Consider the following 20,045-nt stretch of genomic DNA (forward strand, 5'->3'; position numbering starts at 1 on the left):
CCCCCGCCATGACGGCAACCAAACCGGCACTTCCGAATTTCCCCACCAATTCATGCTGACATGACTCCGCACCACTCGCGCGATGAGAAGCGGAGGCATAGAGTTCCCTCAAGAACCAAAGAGAATTCACAGGAATCGGTGCGGACACCCCGGCCGCCTCCCGGCTTATCGCGCCCGTGAGCGACGAATTATCCTTCGCGCCAATAACTCTGGCAAAGCGATCGTCGCGCAGCGCCGCCACCCTGCGAGGCCGAACAGCCCCAGTTGGCCTGGAGCGGACCAACTTTCGATCAGTCATCGTCGACCCGAGACAGCCACAGCCAATTTCGGCTCGGTAGCTGCAATGGCCAGCCCACCGATAGCCCGCGAGTCCGGTCGTGCACCCAACCGGGCAGGCCGCTTCGCACCATTGCCCCGCGACCACAAACCCGGCCGAGCAGGCCAACCGCCCGACCAGCACGGCACCGACCGCACTACACTCCGGGCCATGGGTACACCGCCGTCGGCGGCCGGCGCACGCACACCGTCGGAGCCGGCCGCAAAGCCCCGCGGACAGCGCACGATCCGCGGGCTCGATGCCGAACAGCGTCGCGCCCACCGTCGCGAGCAATTGTTGACGGCCGCCTTCGACCTGATTGCGCGGGACGGATACGCCAACACCTCGATCGAGCAGATCTGCCAGACGGCATACGTCGGCAACAAGGCGTTCTACGAGGTGTTCGACAGCAAAGAAGACTGCTACCTGGCCCTGCTCGCCCAGATCGCCGGCCGGATCGAACAGCAGGCGGTCGAGGCCCTGGCCGATGCGCCCGACGATGCCGACGAAACCGTCCACCGCCTGCTGTCGGCGTTTGCCCACGCCCTGGTCGATGATCCCCGGGTGGCCGTGGTGGCCTTCGGAGAATGCGCCGGCATATCGCCGCGGGTCGAACGGCTGCGCCGCGAGAACCGGCGCTGGACGGCGGCGTTTCTGGAAGATCTGTGGCGGAAGCGCGAATTTCCGTGCCTGCCCGATACCGGCGCGGTCGACTATCACGCCTTGGCGGTGTCGACGGTGGGCGGGCTGTTCGAAAGCGTGGCCGACTGGCTGCACCAGCGGGAAACCGACACCGACTCGCCGCCGACCATCGACACCCTCGTCAGCAATCTGACGAGCTTTGTCGCGGTGGTGCGCGCCGGCATCGCGGCGTCCGCGCGCTGAATCTGGCAACCGTGGTTCGCAACAAGAACTCTTGTTGCGAAAAGTGGGCCTTGTCACATATCGCCGACCGCTGGTAGCTTTCCGGCAGCATGCGAAGTGGCGCCCGTCACATTTGCGACGGGCGCGCTGGTCGCAGGCTCCATGCGCCGGTCGTGCCAGCTGGACGGCCGCTCACCACGATGGGGAAGAAGGCACAGCATGAGGGGTCGGGGTCGGGGGGAACGGTCGCGCCGTGCGCGCCGCCAGCGCGGTTCACGCCGCTGGGGGTCGATGCTGCTGGCCGGCGGCGTCGTNTCATTCGACGGATTCGGTTTGAGCGTCCCGCTGTTCTTCTACGGAAGCACCGTGCCGGAAGGCGACTCGTTCCACACGGTCCCCTACCCCGCACAGATCAACGTGAGCATCCCGATCATCTCCGATCTGCCCGGGCTGTCCGACATTCCGTACTGGCCGCAGTCGCTCAAGCGATCCGAGCAGATCGGGGCGGGCTACCTCGAGCGGGACATCGCCGCCACACCGGCCGGCGAGAAGGTGACCATCATCGGCATGTCGCAGGGCACCGAGGTCGCCGAGATCGTGCGCGCGAAGATGGCCCAGGATCCGAATTATGTTGCCAACGCCGACAATTACGAGTTCGTCTTCATCGGTGACCCGTACCAGCCCAACGGTGGCATCCTCACCCGGTTCACCTCGTGGAGCGAGGTGCCGGTGCTGGGCGACCTCTTCCCGCTCGGTCGTCCCGGCCCCTCCGACAGCCCGTTCAAGACGACGTACTACCAGAACCAGTACGACGGCTTCGTCGATTTCCCGGCATATTTCAACGCGCTCGCCATCGCGAACGCGCTGGCCGGGATCGCGTTCGAGCACGTCTTCCCCGGGTACGTGCTGGAACACCCCGACGGTCCCAACGCGGTGACCACGCAGGTCGGCAACACCACCTACGTGCTGCTGCCCCAGCACCTGCCGCTACTGGCACCGCTGCGCATCCCCGCTGCCCTGATCGGCGCCGAACGCTTCGTCGACTTCATGGATCCGGTGCTGCGGGTGTTCGTCGAGATGGGATACGACCGCACCGCCGACCCCAGCCAGGTCAAGGAATTCGGCTGGGTCACCCCGCCGGACAAGATCCGCGACGGCCTCGCCGCACTGCCCGCGGCCTTCGAGCAATCAGCGGCCATCCTGCGCGGCGAACCGTATAACCCGACCGTGCCCAAGCCCATCGTCTCGGGTACCCAGCCGACCACCCCGGTCACCGAGCATCCGATCGATCCGGTGGGCACCTCGCCGTTCGAGCAAGGAGTGCGCCAGGCCGTGGAGGACGTGGCGGGCGCGCTGTCGGACGCCACCAGGCCCCTGGCCAAGGTGCTGCAGGCCATCGGCGGTGCGACGGCGCCGCGCCCGACCGTCAACCCGGCAGTCACCCCGGCCGACAGCCCGGCCCCGGCGGACATCAGGGCGGACGCGAAGGATGCCGACGAGGCTGCCGTCAAGGTTGGCGGCGAGGACACGACCACGGGCACCGCCGCTCCGGACGATGACGACGCGCAGACCGGCACCGAGCCGAAGACCACACCGGTACGTAAGGCGCGGACGCGGTCGGACTCGTTGCGCACCGATCCGGCGCCGCGGTTGCGGGTGGTCCGGGATGCCTCCGGTGCCCGCACCGCCGCAGGCTCGCCTGCCCCGGAGTCACGTCCAGGGGCGGTGAGAGACGCCGAGCCGGACCATGACCGGCCCGACCGGGCCTCCGCTCATACCCGGAGGCAGGCCGCGAAGTCTGCGGCCTCCGAGCACGAGCGGCCGGCGAAACACGAGAGCGCGCAGGCGGGTTAACCGTTCGACGGTGGGCGCTGCGGGCGACGCTGGATCCGCAGCGCCTGCGTCGGAACCTGGAGATCGGTGGTCGGCGGCGCAGCCAGCACCGTCGTCGAATCTTCTTTCAAACGAACGATTCTCGGCACCGATGCGGCGCGGGGCTGACGAACGATGGTCGGCGGAGCGAGGGCCTCGGTGCTGGGTTCGGGCGCAGAATCCTTCGCCGGCTTGGCCGCACGGCTCTCGCGGCGCGTCAGGTATCCGGCGAACGGACCGGTGAACACCATGACGGCCAGCACCAGGAAACTCAGCACGCACACCGTCACATCGAACGTACTGGTGATCTGCTGGGCCAGGTTGTTGCCGTAGACCGCATCGGGCGCTGCCCCGGCGTAGCGGGGTGCCAGGGCCACACCGATCGCCACGTTGGCAACGGTGAACACGAACAACACCGCACTGAACGCGGCGGCCACCGTCGTCGACGTCAGCCCCTTGTCCAACTGGCGGTGCAGCCACCGCGCCACCAGCGCGGTGACCAGGTTGAACACCGTCATCGCCACGGTGTCGTACAGGGCGCGGGGAAGGTCCAGCGACAGCGCGATCAGGTAGTCCACCACCCGCAGCGTCGCCGCCGCGAAGGCCCAGAAGGCGATCAGCGTCAGGCACTTCTGCGCGGCGCCGCGGTAAGCGCCGATGGTCGGCGGTTTGATCAGGAAGACCGCGTACAGCGTCGTCGGCGCGACGATCGCGGCGGCCACCGCCCAGGCCAGGTAGCCCTCGTACCCCACCGCGGCGGTCGAGGTGTTCTGGGCGATGCCGTGAAAGGCGTCGATGTCGCGACCGATACCCGCCAGCCACACCAGCATCGCGGCGACCGCGCCCGAAACACCGATGGCAGTCGTGGCCAGCCGCGCCGCACCGGTCCGCTCGGTCAGCCAACGCGAGGCGATGACGAGCGCGATCATCGCCTCCGCACCGTAGAGCAGCGTGGTGACGATCACCGCGATGTCGTGGCCGCCGAACTCGACCTGGGTGACGAACAGGTACCGCAGCCGCCAGTAGAGGTTGAACGCGACCGACAGCGTGGCCAGTGCGATCGAGAGGAATCCGATCACCCGCGCCGCGGTGTACCAGCGACGAAACCTGTTGTCCTCGATCGTGATCGACGTGATGGGCGGCTGACCGGCCAGCACAGCGCCTGCCACGCCGAGCAGCATCCCCGGGCCGACACCCGGCGGAACGGCCCCGGTTCCACCACCACTGACCGTCTGCGCCAGGTGATACCCGACGAAGCCGACAACCACCACGAGATAGGCGGCGGTCAGGGCGAACCGGATCCGGCCGGTGCGCCGGACATCGGATTGGGGTGTGCCCAGCCGGAACGGCCCGACATGCGGTGCCAGGGCAGCGGCGACCGACAGCAGCGTCACGATGGCCAGCACCATGAACGTCGACCCCGCACTGCCGGGCACCCCGACACCGAACTCGAGGTTCCACGGCAGCAGCAACGCGACGACGAGTAGCGCCACGGCAAGGCCATCGCGCACCCGGTTGGCCCGGGCGGGCACGTAACCGACCCGCGGGGACCGCGCCACTGCCGGCGCGGCCGTCGTCGCCACCTGGACGGTGGCGGTCGCGTCGTAACGCTCGTCGCTCACGTACCGATTCCTCCTTATGAGTGACACCGCACGGGACTCAACCAGCGTGCTCACTTTTGCTCCGGCGCACAAGCAGCGCTGGCAGCCGCGGTCATTCGGCCACCCAGGTCCACCGAGGTTGTCCGGTAGCTTGGAATCGTTCGTCGGGGCTCGGACAACATGCAAGAAGCAAGGAGTGGAACCGTGGACGTAGTCCTCGGGGTGGCGGTCACCGGGCGTGTGGCGCGCTTGGCCATGATCGGATCGCCCGCGAGCGGCGGCCAGGTTCTGGACCAGTACGCCCTCGATCTGCCCGACGACCTGGTGGCCGAGATGGCTGAGCTGGCCGAGACCATCATCGGCACGCACCGCGCGGTGGCCGAGTCGGGTAACAACGTCGCCGCGACCCGCCTGTGCCTGCCCGACTCCTCGGCCGCCGACACGCTGCGCCAGACCGTGCTCAACGCCGGGGTACCGAACGTCGAGGTGGTCACCGAATCCGAGGCCGCAGCCGCGCTGGCCCACAGCGTCGGCGCGGACGCCGCGCTATTGCTGGCCGACGATGACACGGTCTCGCTGACAACCGTCGGCGAGGATGCGGGCTCTTCTACCTCCACATTGGCCACGATGCCGATCGGCACCGCCGGGGTTGCCGCCGCATGTGCGGCGGTGCTGCAGCACGTGCCCGCCGACGAGGCCCCGACCCGGGTGGTCCTGGTCGGCCAGCGACTCGATCTTGATTCCGTTGCCGCAGAACTTCGTTCGACGGCGCCGGTCGAGGTGCCGCAGGACGCGGGCTACGCAATCGCCCGCGGCGCCGCCCAACTGGTCGACAACCTGGCACCGGCCGGCGCGTCGACCCAGATGGCACCCGCAGTGCTCGANAACCCAGCCCGCGGTCGAGTTGCCCACTCAGACGGTGCCGACGTACACCACACCGGCCTACACCCCGCCGGCCGAACAGCCGGTGACCCAGGCCCCGTCGGGTGGGGGTTACTCGTCAGGCGACGGTGAGTCTTCCGGCAGCGGCTCGTACGGTGGCTCCGGCAGCTCCGGCAGCGACAGTGGCTCCGGCGGCTACGACGAGTCACCCATGACGACGACGCCCCTGAGTCCGTAACCTCCGCCGCACCGAAAGGATGGCTGTAGTGGCCAAGAAACGCTGGAAAGACCTCTCCCCCAAGGCCAAGACGGCCGTGATCGCGGTGGCCGCGGTCGACGCCGGGTTGCGCGCCTGGGCGTTGCGGGATCTTTCCGGGCGCCAGCCGAACCAGATCAACGGACCGAAGTGGTTGTGGGGCAGCGCTCTCGGCGTGCTGGGGACCTCGGGTGTGCTGCCTGCGGTCTATCTGATCGCCGGACGCAAGTCCTGAGCGTCGGGCCCTAAGTGCCCTTCACGTTGAGCACCTGACGGAGTTCGTGCTCGATCTCTATCAGACCGGCCGCATCGGCCATCACCACGTCGATGTCCTTGTAGGCGTCGGGGATCTCGTCGATCCACTCCTCACCGTGGCGGTACTCGATGCCCCGCATCCGCTGCGCCAGATCGTCGGCAGTGAACCTGCGGCGGGCCTCGTTGCGGGAGAATCGGCGGCCCGCCCCGTGCGGAGCTGAGCACAGGCCGGCGGCATTCCCCTTGCCGCGCACCACATACGAACGCGTTCCCATGCTGCCCGGGATCAGTCCCATCACGCCCGTGTGCGCGTCGATCGCCCCCTTGCGGGTCAGCCACACCTCACGACCACCGTGACGTTCCTTGCGCGTGTAGTTGTGATGGGTGTTGATCCGCTCGACCTCGAAGTCACCGGCGGTCTGTGGCTGATCCAGGTGGGCATAACCCATCCATGCGGCGAATACCCACATGTAGCGGTCCATCATCTCGGCGCGATTCTCGAATGCGAACCGCTGCGCCCAGTTCAGGTCCCGCAGATAATCGGCGAACTCCGGCGTGCCCTGCGGCAGGTAGGCGAGATCCGGGTTGGGCAGATCGATCCACCACCGCTTCATCAGCTTCTGCGCGATCTTGATGTGCTTCTGGGCGATCTTGTTCCCCACCCCGCGAGAACCCGAGTGCAGGAACAGCCACACCCGGTCGTCCTGATCCAGGCACAGCTCGATGAAGTGGTTGCCGCCACCGAGGGAACCGAGCTGCTGGCGCCACTTGGGCGAGTGCGAGAGGTCGATCTCCCCCTGCTCCGCCAGATGCTCCAGATCGGTGATACGGCCCGCCGTGAACGGGAACCGGGCCAGCGTGTCGTTGTAGTTTCCCGGCGACAGCGGAATCGTCGTCTCGATCGCCGTGCGCAGCGCTGCCAGGTCACGGCCTTCGAGGTCGGCGGCGGTGAATTCGGTGCGCGCGGCGATCATGCCGCAGCCGATGTCCACGCCCACCGCGGCCGGGATCACCGCGTCGATCGTGGGGATCACGGTTCCGACAGCGGACCCCTTGCCGCTGTGGGCATCGGGCATCAGCGCGACATGCGGATGCACGAACGGCATCGAGGCAGTCTGCTTCGCCTGCTCGATGGTGTTGTCGTCGATCTGGCTGGCGAAGCTCACCAGCTTGTTCTCGACGCGGTGCTCGGTCATGCCATCGATTCTCCCGAACCTGTCGAGTCATTACCCCGATCCCGGTCGGTACACGAGCGGGATCGGGTCCGTGCTTGAGAGCGGAACGGTTGGGCCTACGGCGGAGGTCACGGGGTGTTGCGTGACGCAGCGCTTGCACCGGACTGGCGCAAAACGGTACTTACGCGCCAAACTAGATTCCGATCGGATAGACATCGTCGGCACGGGGGTCCGATGAAGCTTGGTTGGTATGTGTTCATGCACCGCCCTGACGGTGGCGTGATGCCTATCGCAGGATTCTGGCGCAAGCGTGACGCGCTGCGGTGGGTCGAGGAGCACGCCGAACCCGATCACCGCCTTGAAGTCCATCGGTTCAGCTGGTGGTCAGCCGACGCCGCCGGTCAGCGGACGGTAGGGAACCCGGCGAGCCGCTGCCAGGGGACAGACGAGCACCGATAGGCCGCCAACCCATTCGGCCCGCACAAACCAAACAGGCCCCCTCGAAAGGGGGCCTGACCTGGGTGGCAGATGCAGGATTCGAACCTGCGTAGGCGTAAGCCGACGGATTTACAGTCCGCTCCCATTGGCCGCTCGGGCAATCTGCCGGGTTTCGCGCCGCCCCGTTTCCGGTTTGGTGCGAATAGCAGGGTACAACGAGGACATACCCAAGTTACAAACCGGCAGGACAATCCGGCTTCGACGTCGTCATCACGGTGGCGTAGCTCACTTGCCGAGTTACCCGCGTGTGGTGCGGTCAGCAAGGTGCGACGAGGATGTACCTAAGCTACAAACCGGCAGCATTCACCGAGGGAAGAGGAGAGGCGTCCAATGGCGGATTCCAGCTTCGACGTCGTCAGCAAGGTCGACCGTCAGGAGGTCGACAACGCGCTCAACCAGGCCGCCAAGGAACTGTCCACCCGCTTCGACTTCCGCGGGACCGACACCACCATCGCCTGGAAGGGCGAGGAGTCCATCGAACTGGTCAGCTCCACCGAGGAGCGGGTCAAGGCCGCGGTCGACGTGTTCAAGGAGAAACTCGTCCGCCGCGACATCTCGATGAAGGCCTTCGAAACCGGCGACCCGCAGCCCAGCGGCAAGACCTACAAGGTGTCCGGCGAGATCAAGCAGGGCATCAGCAGCGAGCAGGCGAAGAAGATCACCAAGATCATCCGCGACGAAGGGCCCAAGGGTGTCAAGGCCCAGATCCAGGGCGACGAGATCCGGGTGAGCTCGAAGAAGCGTGACGATCTGCAGGCCGTCATCTCCCTGCTGAAGGGGTCCGACCTGGACGTGGCGCTGCAGTTCGTCAACTACCGCTGAGCGGCCGCGTTGAGTCTGCGCTGAGGGCGCCGGCCTCTCGCGGTTTCGCGCCCTCAGCGCAGAGTCGATTGGGTGCTAGTCGACCGCTCAGGCGCTGGTTTCGGCCGCGGTCGCGGTGTAGCGGCTGGGCCGGTGCGCCAGCCCGTAGTGACCTCGTAGCGTCGTCGCGGTGTAGTCGGTGCGGAACAACCCGCGCCGCTGCAGGATCGGCACCACCTGCTCGACGAAATCCTCCAGGCCGCCAGGCAGATACGGCGGCATGACGTTGAAGCCGTCGGCTGCGCCCTCGGTGAACCACAGCTCCAGATCGTCGGCCACCTGTTCGGCGGTGCCGGCGAAGGTGCGGTGTCCGCGCCCGCCGCCGAGCTTGGCGATCAGCTGGCGCACGGTCAGCGACTCGCCGGCAGCGAGGTCTTTGACCAACTGGTAGCGGCTTTTGTTGCCCTGGATCTGTTCGATGGGCGGCAGTGCCGGCAGCGGCGCGTCGAGCGCATGCGCGGTCAGATCCACGCCCAGCATCTGCGAGAGCTGACGCAGGGAGTACTCGGGCGAGATCAGGTCGGTGAATTGCTGTTCGAGCTCGAGGGCAGCCTCTTCGGTGGGCCCGATGAACGGCACGATGCCGGGCAGGATCTTCACCTCGTCGGCGCTGCGGCCGAACTTCACCGCACGGGACTTCACGTCACGGTAGAACGCCTTGCCGTCGGCGACCGAGCGCTGCGCGGTGAAGATGGCCTCGGCGTAGCGCCCGGCGAAATCCTTACCGGATTCCGAGGACCCGGCCTGCACCAGCAGCGGACGGCCTTGCACCGAACGCGGTGTGTTCAGTGGGCCACGAACCTTGAAGTGTTCGCCGTGGTGGTCGATCCGGTGCACCCGCTCGGTATCGGCGAAGGTGCCCGTGGCCTCGTCCAGGACCAGTGCGCCGTCCTCCCAGCTGTCCCACAAAGCCGTTGCGACCTCGACGAATTCGGTGGCGCGCCGATAGCGTCCGGCGTGGTCGGGGATACCGTCGACGCCGAAGTTGGCCGCCTCGTCCTCACCCGCCGAGGTCACGATGTTCCACCCGGCCCTGCCGCCGCTGATGTGGTCCAGCGAGGCGAAGCTACGGGCCAGCGTGTAGGGCTCGAGGTAACCGGTGGTGGCGGTGGCGATCAGGCCGACACGTTCGGTGACCGTCGCCATCGCGGTCAGCAAGGTGATCGGCTCGAAGATCGCCTGCGTGTTGTGTTTGACCCGCGGCCCCACCGCCAGTCCGTCGGCGAAGAACACCGAGTCGAGTTTGCCGCACTCGGCCACCTGCGCCAGACGCTGAAAATGCCTGACGTCGGTGAGGTTTCGCACGTCGGTACGAGGATGACGCCACGCGGCTTCGTGGTGGCCGACCCCCATGAGGAATGCGTTGAGATGCAGTTGGCGTGGCAATGGTCTCCCTCTTCTACGTGGTGTTACGCCAGCCCGACAATCGCCCTTCGATCGCCACCAGGATGCCGTTGAAGATCACGCCCACCAGCGCGATGGTGACGATGCCCGCGTACATGTCAGGAATCTGGAAGTTGAGCTGGGCGGCGGTGATCAGATACCCCAACCCGGCCTTCGCGCCGACCATCTCTGCGGCGATGAGCACGAGGATCGAAGAAGCTGCCGCCATGCGCAGACCGGTGAAGATGGTCGGCACCGCGGCGGGCAGGATCACCTTCTGGAACAGCCGGATCGGCGAAAGCCCGAGTGAGCGCGCCGATTTGATCAGCAACGGGTCGACCGTGCGCACTCCGGAGATGGTGTTGAGCAGGATCGGGAACGACGCCGCGTAGATCACCAGCGCCACCTTGGAGGTTTCGCCGATCCCCAGGATCAGGATGAACACCGGCAGCAGCGCGAGTGCCGCGGTGTTGCGGAACAGTTCCAGGATCGGGTTGAGGAACTCGGCCACCGGCCGGTACCACGCGATTGCCACGCCCAGCGGGATGCTGACCGCGATCGCCACGGCCAGACCGGCCAGCGCCCTCGACAGACTGGCCGAAACGTGCTCGGCCAGTTGTCCGTTACCGGCGAGGGTGAACCAGGCACTGACCACTTCGGAGAACGGCGGGAGAAAGACCTTGTCCACCAGGCCGATCCGGGGCGCCACCTCCCACAGCGCCAGGAACGCGCCGATCACCACGGTGGGCCGCAGGAGGCGCCACGCGATGGCCCGCAGGCGGTGACGACGCTTGGGCTCCGGGGCGGCCTGCGACGCATCGCACGGCGTGTCGACCGGGGACTCGACGGGGGCCACGGCGATGGCACTAGGCATGTTGCGCCTCCTCGGATCGGGCGCGTTCCACCTCGTCGTGCAGCAGCGTCCATATGTGGTGGCGTTGCGCCCGGAAGCCCGCGCTGGACCGGATGTCATCGGTGCCGCGATCGATGTCGACGTCGACGATCTTCTTGATCCGGCCCGGCCGCGAGGTCAGCACCGCCACCCGCTGCCCGAGATACAGCGCCTCGTCGATGCCGTGCGTGATGAACAGGATGGTCTTGCCGGTGGCCTGCCAGATCCTCAGCAGTTCGTCCTGCAGCGATTCGCGGGTCTGGGCGTCGAGCGCGGCGAACGGCTCGTCCATCAGCAGCACCTCGGGATCGAAGGCCAGGCTGCGGGCGATTGCGACGCGCTGCTTCATCCCACCCGAGAGCTCGTGTGGGTAGCGATCGGCGAAACCCGCCAGCCCGACCAGCTCGAGATACTGCTCGGCCCGTCGCCGGCGTTCGGTCGCGGGTAATCCTTTTGCCTCCAGGCCGAATTCGATGTTCTTGCGGGCGGTGCGCCAGGGCAGCAAAGCGTACTGCTGGAACACGATTCCGCGGTCCAGGCCCGGCCCGGTGATCGGCTCGCCGTCGAGCAGGATCTCCCCTGAGGTCGGCTGGGTCAGCCCGCCCAACAGGTCCAGCAGGGTCGACTTGCCGCAACCGCTGGGCCCGACCAGCACCAGGAACTCCCCGGCCGCCAGGTCGATGCTGATGTCCTTGATCGCGGTGAAGCCGGTCTTCTCCCCTCGGATCGCGAACTGCTTGGTCACGCTGCGCAGGCGCAGCTTGGGTTGCGCGCTCTCGGTTTGGGTACTCACCGGTGTGCCAATGCCTTACCGTCGGGCCCGCTGCCTTCGGGGTAGGTCCCGTTGGCATAGGGATTGAGCTCGTTGGTGTAGAGGTCCGCGGCCTTCAACTGGCCCTCCTTGAGCTCGCCGTTGCGGACCAGCCAGTCGATCCAGGTCTGCAGTTCACGCTCGGCGATCACCGCCCCGGCCACCGGAACCCCTGGGCTGCGCCAGTATTCGATGGCCTTGGTGTCCTCGTTGCGGTGCCGCTTGTCGATGATCTCGCGGAACTTCGCCACCACCTCGTCGCGTGGGGTCACCTGCGTCCAGCGAATGGCCCGGGCGGTGCCTTGAACGAAATCGGCGACCGCATCCCGGTTTTTGGCCAGAAAATCGTCGCGAACCACATAGGTGCCATAGCTGAACGCACCGAACAGCGACTTATCGGTGAACAGCGGCCGGATGCCACCGCGTTCCAGCGCCGACTCCCGGTAGATCTCGTTGAGTGCGGCGACGTCGATCTGGCCGTCTCGCAGGGCCTGCTCGGTGTTGACCGGCGGTACCACCGTGAGGGTGACGGTCTTGATCTCCTCGTTGCTGAGCCCCTGTTTGGCCAGCCATTCCCGGGTGAGGAACTCGTGGTGGGCACCGAGCGTGTTCATCCCGACCTTCTTGCCGATCAGGTCGCGCGCCGAGCGGATCGGACTGTCCTCCAGCACGTAGTACCCGGTGTACTCGTCCTCGTCCGCGCCGTAGGAGCTGAGCACCGAGGTGATCGGCGCACCCGCGGCATTGAGCTTCACCACCGCGCCGTTGAACGCCGAACCGAATTCGATGTCGCCGGTGGCCACCGACTGGATGTCCTGCGGGCCGCTCGTTGTGTTGCCGACCCACTCCAGCTTGACGTTGTTGAAATAGCCGAGTTCCTCGGCCAGTTCGGGGAATTCGACCTCGCCGGTCCAGCCCTGGTATCGCAGCACCGTCTTGCCGTCTTCGGTGCGCGCCGCCTCACCCGAGGAGCCACACGCGGTCAGCGTCATCACGAGCGCGCAGAGCATCGCGAGAACCGAACTGATTGGGCGCATGGCCGTTGTCCCCCATGGAGTCGCACGGATTGGTGTGGCTCATGGTGGCAACAAACCGGGGGCGGGTAACCCTTTAGCCTCGCGAAGAATCGAAAGCTCTACATCGGCCGAGCGTGAAGACGATCGCGAGATTGTCGGGAAATCTCGCGATCTTCTTCACGCTGGGCGGTCAGCGATCAGGCGCCGCCGAACTGCGGCTGCAACACCGGGGCGAGCGCCGAGAGCGGGATGTGCGCCTGCACCGTGCCGCCGTCCATCGACCACTGCATCAGGCCCGGGCTGAAGTTGATCGGGCTGTCGCGGCCGACCGGGTAATCCGGCATGTACAGGATCAACTCGTCCGGCGTCAGTGCCCAGGCCTTGTAGCCGCCCGAGTAGACGTTGTCCGGAGTCCAGCGGTCCGGGGTGAACGGATAGGTGCCGGGCTGGTGTGGCGGCGGCGCGGCATCGAGTGCGGCGACGATGTAGGGCTCACCCAGGCGCGGGATCTCGGCCCGGTGGTCGACGCCCGGCTTGAACAGATCGGCCAGCTGCAACTGTCGCCCGTCGGCGAATGTGAAGGTGCGATAGGCGTCGCTGACGATGGGCGCGTTCGGATGTGCGAGGGCGTCGGTACCGACCGTGCCCGAGTACATTTCGTGGAAGACGGCCGTCATCGCGCCGCCGTGCTGAAAGATCTCGAACTGTTGCTCGCCGAAGCTGTCTTGGACCATCTTCTGCGCGGCGTTGCGCCAGTTGTTCATCAGGTTGGTCAGGTACTGCCGGATGACGGGGTTGTCCACCAGATCGCCGGGCAGCGCCATCTTGATGTTGCGAACCGCTTTGCGGTCCGACACCACCGACGCGTTGCAGAATTGCCCGTCCCACTGCCCGGCCAGTTCGTCGCAGAATGACGCCGCCGACGCCGCGGCGGGCGGCGCGGTCGTGACGGCCACCAGCGAGCCGGCCACCACGGCCGCCGCACCGATCAGCTTGCGCAGCATGTCAATACCTCAGGCGAGTTCCACTTTGCTTGTCCGCCACTGCCCATCGACCTTCTCCATCGTCATCTTGATGCGGCTGCGGTCGATCCGCGGGTCGGGAACAGTGGAGTTGGTCACCGACTGGTCGACGAACAACAACACCACGACCTTGTCCTTGGTGGCCGACTGCACGGCCGACTGCACCACCACACCGTGCGCCGAGGCCTTGTTGTCGATGAGCAACTGGCGCAACTGCATGCTGGACTGCGAATACATGTCCTTGAACTCGCCGGTCGCCCCGGCCAGCACCTGGTTGAAGTTCTCGTCGACCTTGTTGGAGTCGATGCTGGTCAAGATCTGGGCGTAGGCCACCGCGGCATCCTGGGCCTGCTTACCGGCCTGCGCCACCTGCTCGGTCTGCCACCACTTCCAGCCGAGGAACCCCGACAGCGCCAGGGAGGCTACGAACACCGCGGCCAAGGCACCGATGAGCACGCGGCGACCCCATCCGGACGACATGGGCTGCTGCGCGGACTTGGACTCGGGCTCGGATTCGGCCTTGTCGTCTTTGTCGCCGTTGTCGTCTTTGTCGGCTTTGTCGTCTTTGTCGTCTTTGGCGTCAGACTCCTCGGCGTCGTCGGATGCGTCCGCTTCGGCCTTCGCGTCCTCCGTCTCGATCACATCATCGGCCTGGTCCTCGGCAGTGGTCTCGAGCTCGGCCTTGTCGTCGTCGGTCTTCTTTTCCGTCGTCACGGTCACCGTCATCTCCTTTTGGTGAGGTTGGGTGGTCAGCGGGGCGGCTCGATCGGCAGCGTGGGGCCACCGTACGGCGTCGGGATCGTGTAGCGACCCCGCGGGGTCGGATCGGTGGTCCGCCCGAGATCGGCGCCGGGAGGCGGGCCTGCCGTGTCATCGCCTGCCGGGCGCGGCGCGTTCTTGGCCCCGCGGACCAGCACGCCGGGATGATCGTCACGGCAGTAGGTGTACATGTAGGGCTCCGGGTAGTCCGCCGCCGCCGGTGACCTACGTGGAGTGCCGTAGTCACAGCTGTAGCGCGGGTAGATGTCCGCGGTGGCCCACAGCCCGTTGTCGTGCATGACGCTGCCCAGGGCGTCGAGCACCGAGGTGCGGTAATTCGGGAACAGGGCATTCAGCGCCGGCACCCGCAGATACAGCAATTGCGAAGTGCTGGCGAGGCTTCCGAGCAGCTGCACCATGGTGTCGGAGTTGTCGGCGAACAGATTGTCGACCGAGTTCAGCGAGCCCGGCGTCTGTTCGGTGAGCCGACGGAAGCCGTCGCGCATCTTGTTGATCCCGTCGAACGTCGAGTCGAGATTGTCCGACGCCACCGCGATACCGGCGTTCTTGTCGGCCGCCAGGTTGAACACCACCCGGCTGTTGCGCAGCACGCTCACCGTCTCGGGCAGCACCGAGTCCAGCGTCGACAGCAGGAACGTTCCGCCGTCGATGACATCGGCGAGCTTCTGGGGACCGGCCTCCGACATGCTCAACTCGCGGCGGATCACCTCAAGCTTGTCGACGTCGACCTGGGCCAGCGCCCCGTCGGCGTCGGCGAGCAACTGGGCCAGGCTGACCGGCACCGTCGCCTTGCCCTGACCGATGACACTGCCGTCGGTCAGGAAGGGCCCCTCGGTGGTGTCCGCCATGAAGTCGATGTACTGCTCACCGGCCGGGGACAATCCCGACACCCGCACATCACTGGATTCGGGGATGGACACCGCCGAATTCACGTTGACCACGGCATTGACCCCGTCGGGGGTCAGGTCGAGCCGTTCCACCCGCCCGATCTGCACGCCGCGCAACGTGACGTCCTGATTGGGCAGCAGGCCCGCCGATTCCGGCAACTCGATGGTGATGCGGTAACTCGAATCGAACGGCTTGACCCGCAACGCCCCGATCATCAGGTAGGCGCCGGCCACGACCAGGGTCATCACCAGAGCGCCCGCCGAAAGCCAGGAGCGGCGANACGAGTTGATGCCAGTTGTACCGCTTGGGTCCGTGCAGGCCCGGATCGCCGGCGAACCCGATATCCGGGATCGACCCGAGAATCAGTCGGTCGATGCTGGCGCGCACCGAAAGGCCGCTGCCGGACGTGGCTTTCACCAGTGGCGGCATCAGCCGGTTGAGTGCATACAGCGAGGCATCCGGCGCCAGCGCCACGTCGTTCCAGGCACCTGCCACCTTGTTGGCGTCGGCGATCACGCTGCGCCCACTGGTATCGGTGCCCGCGATCGACGGGAACTTGCGCAGTTGCGCTGACGTGTCGCCGATCTGGGTGATGAGGTCGGCGATCTGGGTGGTGTGCTGAGCCAGGGTGTCGGTGGCCGGCCCGGCGGCTTCCATCAGCTCACCGACGGTCTGGTTCTTGTCCTCGATCTGCTGCAGCAGCCGCGATGTCTCGGTCATCGCAGTCGAGAGTTCGTCGGAACGGGCGTTGAGGGTGCCCAACGTGTGGTTGGTCTTGGAGATCAGAGCGCCAAAGGCGTGACCCTGATCGCCGGTGGCCTTGCCCAGGCCGTTGATGATGTTGGTGAAATTGCGCACCGCACCGCCGTTGACCAAGATAGCCGCCGAGCCCAGCAGTGATTCAACGGTCGCGGCGGCCCGGGTCGACTCGAGCTCGATGGTGTCGCCGTCCTTGAGCAGCGGCGCGTTCGGCTCGACCGGGCTCGGCGGCCGCACCGAGACGAACACATCGCCCAGCGGTGTCGCCGAACGAAGTTCGGCGGTGGTGCCGAGCGGCAGGCGAACTCCGTCCATGATGCGCAGCGTGGTCACCGCGGTGTAGTCGCGGGCCACCATCGACTCGAGCTCACCCACATCGGCACCGGCGAGTTTCACCTTGGCGTTGGCGGGCAGGTTCAAGGCGTTGGCGAAGATCGCGGTCAGCCGGTAGCCGCCCGACCCGACCCCGGGCGCAGGCAACGGCAGGCTCGCCAGCCCCTCGGTGGCGCATCCGGAGACGGTCAGGCAAGCCGTCATCACCACGGGCAGAAAGAATTTGCGTACCGGTCTGATCATCGCTGCCCCATCGCCGCCATGCCGTCGAGCATGTACGACAGCCCGAAGTCCGGACCGAAGTCCTGCACCGTGCCGGTGCTACACCCCAGCTGCCGCAGCCCCATCATGTTGCAGACCTCCTTGACGGTCTGCGAATCGAACAGCACCTTGTCCACCAGAACGTGCGCCCGCGCCGCGCCGTTCTTCTGGTCGATGATGTTGTAGATGTTGTCCAGCGTCATCGGCGCCAGATCCAGGAACTCGGCCAGGTCCCTGCGTTGTTCGACCGACGTGGTCAGCGCGGTATTACCGTTGAGGACAATCTGTTTCACCTCTTCGCGGTGCGTATCCAGCACCTCACCCACCTGAGTGATCACCTCGTTGATCTTCCGGCCGGTGGTGCCGCTGCCGAAGTTCTCGTCGGCCAGGATCTGGCTGAGCTGGCGGACCGACGAACCGAACTCCCGCAGCGTGGCGTCATTGCGGGTGGCGGCCTCGAACAACGAGCTCAGGTTTCGCACGATCGTGGTGAGCTGATCGCGGGTCACCGCTCCGCGATCGGCGCTGAGCCGCAACGCGTCCGACAGCTCACCGAGCGCGTCCTTCATCTGCTGACCGTTTCCGTCGGCAATGGCCGCGCTGGCATTGACGACGTCGGCGATGGGCCCGTTGCCCTTGCCGTCCCCCTTCAGCGAGGAGGACAGCTTGTCCAGTACGTCGAGCACCCGGGCGAACTCGACGGGAGTCTTGGTCCGGTTCAGCCCGATCGTGTCGTGGTTCTGCAGCGTCGGTCCGCCGCGGTAGGCCGGCGTCAGTTCGATCTGGCGGTCGGTGAGGATCGAATTGGAGATGGTGACCGCCTGCACATCGGCCGGCACCGATACGTCCTTGTCCACCGTGAATTCGACCTCGACGTAGGTGCCCTTGGGGGTGATCTTGGTGACCTTGCCGACCTGCATGCCCAGCACCGCGACCGTGTTTCCCTCGTAAAGTCCTGCGGCATTGTCGAACTGGGCGGTGACCGAGATGGTGTTGGTCCGGTCTTTCAGAAACCACCAGCCGGCCCCGGCCACCGCGGCGACGAGCACCGCACCGGCGACGCACAACGCCAGGACCTTGCCTTTCAACGCGCTCATTTGCAGTCCTTGTAGTACTGGATCATGCTGAACTGCTTGGCCCGGCCGCTGATCGCACACATCCAGGAGTCGATCAGCAACCCGTTGCCGACATGCATCTCGCCGGCGTTGCCGTTGCCGGTGGCGTTGGCCAGCCCGCGCAGGGCCACCGGGCCCGACTGCAGGACGCTGCGCAGCAGATCGTCGTGCTGACCCAGCATGTTCGACAGATCGCGAAGGTCCGTCAGCAGTTTCTCGAGCTCCGGCCGGTCATCGATCACGATGCCGTTGAGGGTTTGGACCAGATTGGTCAGCGCCGCCAGCATGGCCTGAAAGGACGCCCGGCGCATGACGAATTCACCGACCAGGCCGTTGCCCTGATCGACCAGGCTGCCGATGGTGGACTGCTGGCGACGCAGGGTGTTGCCGATCGTGTTGGTGGTCTCCAGCAGAGTCCCGAGTTGGTCGCGCCGGTCGGCGATGATGGTCGCCAGCGTGTGCGTGTTCTGCAGCGCCCTCGGCACCACCTCGGGCAGGCCCTCCATCTGCTTGCCGAGGATGCTGAGGGTCTGGGCGAACTTGTCGGAGTCGACCTGCTCGAAGGTGGTGGTGACGTCGCCCAGGGCCTCCTGCAGGTCGTAGGGCACCTCGGTATGCGTGAGGTCGAAGGTGTTGTCGGGCAGGGAACCCGAGCCGGCCGGCTGCAACGCCAGGTAGCGCGAGCCCAGGATCGTCGTAATCTTGATGACGGCCCGAGAGTCCTTGCCGAGCGGAATGTCGTCGCGAACCTTGAGTTTGGCCTCGACGTGATCACCGGCCAGCTTCATGCTCTTGACCTCGCCCACGGGCATTCCGGCGACGGTGATCGGGTTGCCCGCCTTGAGCGCCGCGGCCTGCTGGAACCGGGCGGTGTACTGCCGGTAGCCGACGTCGGCGAGCTTGACGATCAGCATCGCCCCGATCAGCACGCTCACCACGGCGATCGCGATGATCCCGAGCCACGTCCGGTTGTAGCTCTCCAGCGGACGACGCCGCTTCGTCGGTGCCTTCGGCTTCTCGGCCTTCGTCAGTTGCTCAACCATTGGCCAGGTTCCTGCATTTGGGGGTGTACTGCGCCTTGTTCCCGGGGGTGGCGGCGTCGACGATGATCGGTGCGACGTCGTTGAGGCCGGGGAAGAAGCCCGTCGCGTTCAGGTCGCACGCATAGGTGGTGGCGTAGGCGCCCTCGTTGGTCATCCGGGCGAATCCCTTGAGCAGCAACGGCAGATTCGCCCCGGCGAACGCCAGCTGCGGTTCGATCCCCACCATGTGCGCGGCGAACCCGGGCTGCCGGGTGATCAGTTGGTTCAGCGACGGGTACACCTCGTCGCTGATGGTCGACAGCTGTTGCACCACCCGCGATATCGACCCCAGTGAGTCGACCATCTCGGGCCTGCGGGCATCGAATGTGGCCACCATTCCGCGGGTTTGGGTGATCACCTCGTCGAGACTGTCGTTGTGCTGGGCCAGGTTCTTGGCCACCGCGTTCAAGTTGTTGATCACCTCTCCGAGCTCCTGGTCCCGGCCGGCGAACGAATCGGTCAGCTGCGCGGTCTGGTCGACGAGGGCGACGATCGAGGCATCGTCACCCTGCAGTGAGGCGATCACCCCTTTGGTGAGATTGTCGGCGTCGCGCGGGTTGAGCACACTGAACAACGGCTCATATCCGTTGAGCAGCTTGCCGACGTCGAAGGACGGATCGGTCTGCTCGAGCGGGATGACGCTGCCGGCCGGCAGTGGGCCCGGATCACCGATCTTGCCCAATGACAGGCCGAGATAACGCTGACCGACGATGTTCTGGTAGGTGACCGAGGCGGAGGTGCGGCCGTACATCGGCTGATCCTCCTGCACCACGAACGACACCTTCGCCAGCGCGCCCTCCAGTTCGATCTTCTCGACCCGTCCGACCCGCACCCCGGCCATGCGGACGTCGTCACCCTCACGCAGGCCGAACACGTCGGAGAACATCGCGGCATACGGCACCGTCTTGCCCGCCACGTCACGGCGCAGGGTGACGTAGACCAACCAGGTCAGCACCAGAGCGACCACCATGAACAGGGACAGGCCGATCGCCGCACCGCGGTACTTCATTGACCATTCCCTTCCGAAACGGGTTGAGGCGCAGCCGGTGCGGCCTCCGCGGGCAGCAGCGGGGCCGCCGGAGCGGGTGCGGGCGCACCGCCGGGGGGCGGCGTCGAACCAGGG

The 20,045-nt window shown here is 66.4% G+C and carries 18 protein-coding genes, 1 tRNA gene and 1 pseudogene; 5 read left to right on the forward strand and 15 right to left on the reverse strand.

All coding sequences use genetic code 11. The features are described from left to right. A partial coding sequence (locus BN4332_RS33965) for a hypothetical protein (RefSeq protein ID WP_220096861.1) occupies positions 1–241 on the reverse strand: 241 nt, incomplete at its 3' end. Between the two features lie 246 nt (positions 242–487). Here BN4332_RS33965 and BN4332_RS22300 point away from each other — a divergent pair. Beyond that, the gene (locus BN4332_RS22300) at positions 488–1,201 is read left to right on the forward strand and encodes a TetR/AcrR family transcriptional regulator (protein WP_066901701.1); all 714 of its coding nucleotides are present in this window, start codon (positions 488–490) and stop codon (positions 1,199–1,201) included. 312 nt (positions 1,202–1,513) lie between these two features. After that, a complete protein-coding gene (locus BN4332_RS22305) occupies positions 1,514–3,034 on the forward strand; it encodes a PE-PPE domain-containing protein (RefSeq protein ID WP_235654169.1) in 1,521 nt (506 codons plus the stop codon). On the opposite strand, the gene BN4332_RS22310 is transcribed toward BN4332_RS22305, so the two are convergent. After that, complete coding sequence (locus tag BN4332_RS22310; RefSeq protein ID WP_066901703.1) at positions 3,031–4,674, reverse strand: DUF7937 domain-containing protein; 1,644 nt, start codon at positions 4,672–4,674, stop codon at positions 3,031–3,033. The genes BN4332_RS22305 and BN4332_RS22310 overlap by 4 nt on opposite strands. 159 nt (positions 4,675–4,833) lie before the next feature. Here BN4332_RS22310 and BN4332_RS35750 point away from each other — a divergent pair, with 159 nt between their 5' ends. Next, positions 4,834–5,667, forward strand: a complete 834-nt coding sequence (locus BN4332_RS35750; protein ID WP_494337818.1) for a DUF7159 family protein — start codon at positions 4,834–4,836, stop codon at positions 5,665–5,667. Between the two features lie 125 nt (positions 5,668–5,792). Beyond that, positions 5,793–6,026 carry a hypothetical protein gene (locus BN4332_RS22320; protein ID WP_066901704.1) on the forward strand — a complete coding sequence of 78 codons (234 nt, stop codon included), beginning with the start codon at positions 5,793–5,795 and terminating at the stop codon, positions 6,024–6,026. 10 nt (positions 6,027–6,036) lie between these two features. Here the strand turns inward: BN4332_RS22320 and BN4332_RS22325 are convergent, their stop codons facing one another. Further along, positions 6,037–7,242 (reverse strand): RtcB family protein, encoded by a 1,206-nt coding sequence (locus tag BN4332_RS22325; RefSeq protein ID WP_066901706.1) that lies wholly within the window; start codon positions 7,240–7,242, stop codon positions 6,037–6,039. A gap of 501 nt (positions 7,243–7,743) precedes the next feature. Next, positions 7,744–7,826, reverse strand: a tRNA-Tyr gene (locus BN4332_RS22335). 223 nt (positions 7,827–8,049) lie between these two features. Between BN4332_RS22335 and BN4332_RS22340 the strand changes: the two genes are divergently transcribed. Next, the gene (locus BN4332_RS22340) at positions 8,050–8,541 is read left to right on the forward strand and encodes a YajQ family cyclic di-GMP-binding protein (protein ID WP_066901710.1); all 492 of its coding nucleotides are present in this window, start codon (positions 8,050–8,052) and stop codon (positions 8,539–8,541) included. 87 nt (positions 8,542–8,628) lie between these two features. Here the strand turns inward: BN4332_RS22340 and BN4332_RS22345 are convergent, their stop codons facing one another. The 11 genes and pseudogenes from BN4332_RS22345 to BN4332_RS22395 form a co-directional block, all read right to left on the reverse strand. Next, positions 8,629–9,966, reverse strand: a complete 1,338-nt coding sequence (locus BN4332_RS22345) for an LLM class flavin-dependent oxidoreductase (protein WP_264076850.1) — start codon at positions 9,964–9,966, stop codon at positions 8,629–8,631. A 13-nt stretch (positions 9,967–9,979) separates the two neighbouring features. Further along, positions 9,980–10,837 carry an ABC transporter permease gene (locus tag BN4332_RS22350; RefSeq protein WP_066901712.1) on the reverse strand — a complete coding sequence of 286 codons (858 nt, stop codon included), beginning with the start codon at positions 10,835–10,837 and terminating at the stop codon, positions 9,980–9,982. Continuing rightward, positions 10,830–11,648 (reverse strand): ABC transporter ATP-binding protein, encoded by an 819-nt coding sequence (locus tag BN4332_RS22355; RefSeq protein WP_066901713.1) that lies wholly within the window; start codon positions 11,646–11,648, stop codon positions 10,830–10,832. The genes BN4332_RS22350 and BN4332_RS22355 overlap by 8 nt, the downstream gene beginning before the upstream one ends. Then, on the reverse strand, positions 11,645–12,676 hold the full coding sequence (locus BN4332_RS22360; protein ID WP_435405204.1) for an ABC transporter substrate-binding protein: 1,032 nt from the start codon (positions 12,674–12,676) through the stop codon (positions 11,645–11,647). The genes BN4332_RS22355 and BN4332_RS22360 overlap by 4 nt, the downstream gene beginning before the upstream one ends. Positions 12,677–12,879: 203 nt before the next feature. Then, on the reverse strand, positions 12,880–13,686 hold the full coding sequence (locus tag BN4332_RS22365) for an RsiV family protein (RefSeq protein WP_066901715.1): 807 nt from the start codon (positions 13,684–13,686) through the stop codon (positions 12,880–12,882). Positions 13,687–13,695: 9 nt separating this feature from the next. Continuing rightward, positions 13,696–14,430 carry an Rv1363c family protein gene (locus BN4332_RS22370; protein WP_096866965.1) on the reverse strand — a complete coding sequence of 245 codons (735 nt, stop codon included), beginning with the start codon at positions 14,428–14,430 and terminating at the stop codon, positions 13,696–13,698. 23 nt (positions 14,431–14,453) lie between these two features. Next, positions 14,454–15,698, reverse strand: coding sequence for an MlaD family protein (locus BN4332_RS22375; RefSeq protein WP_066901716.1), 1,245 nt, complete (start codon positions 15,696–15,698; stop codon positions 14,454–14,456). After that, positions 15,643–16,707: pseudogene (locus BN4332_RS22380) on the reverse strand (MCE family protein); the annotation flags it as partial. The gene BN4332_RS22375 and the pseudogene BN4332_RS22380, both read right to left, overlap by 56 nt. Then, positions 16,704–17,822 (reverse strand): MCE family protein, encoded by a 1,119-nt coding sequence (locus BN4332_RS22385; RefSeq protein WP_066901717.1) that lies wholly within the window; start codon positions 17,820–17,822, stop codon positions 16,704–16,706. The gene BN4332_RS22385 and the pseudogene BN4332_RS22380, both read right to left, overlap by 4 nt. Further along, positions 17,819–18,883 carry an MlaD family protein gene (locus tag BN4332_RS22390; protein ID WP_066901718.1) on the reverse strand — a complete coding sequence of 355 codons (1,065 nt, stop codon included), beginning with the start codon at positions 18,881–18,883 and terminating at the stop codon, positions 17,819–17,821. The genes BN4332_RS22385 and BN4332_RS22390 overlap by 4 nt, the downstream gene beginning before the upstream one ends. After that, positions 18,876–19,931 carry an MlaD family protein gene (locus BN4332_RS22395; RefSeq protein ID WP_066901719.1) on the reverse strand — a complete coding sequence of 352 codons (1,056 nt, stop codon included), beginning with the start codon at positions 19,929–19,931 and terminating at the stop codon, positions 18,876–18,878. The genes BN4332_RS22390 and BN4332_RS22395 overlap by 8 nt, the downstream gene beginning before the upstream one ends. Positions 19,932–20,045 lie beyond the last annotated feature (114 nt).

It is taken from the genome of Mycolicibacterium houstonense (genome assembly GCF_900078665.2).
Lineage (GTDB): Bacteria > Actinomycetota > Actinomycetes > Mycobacteriales > Mycobacteriaceae > Mycobacterium > Mycobacterium houstonense.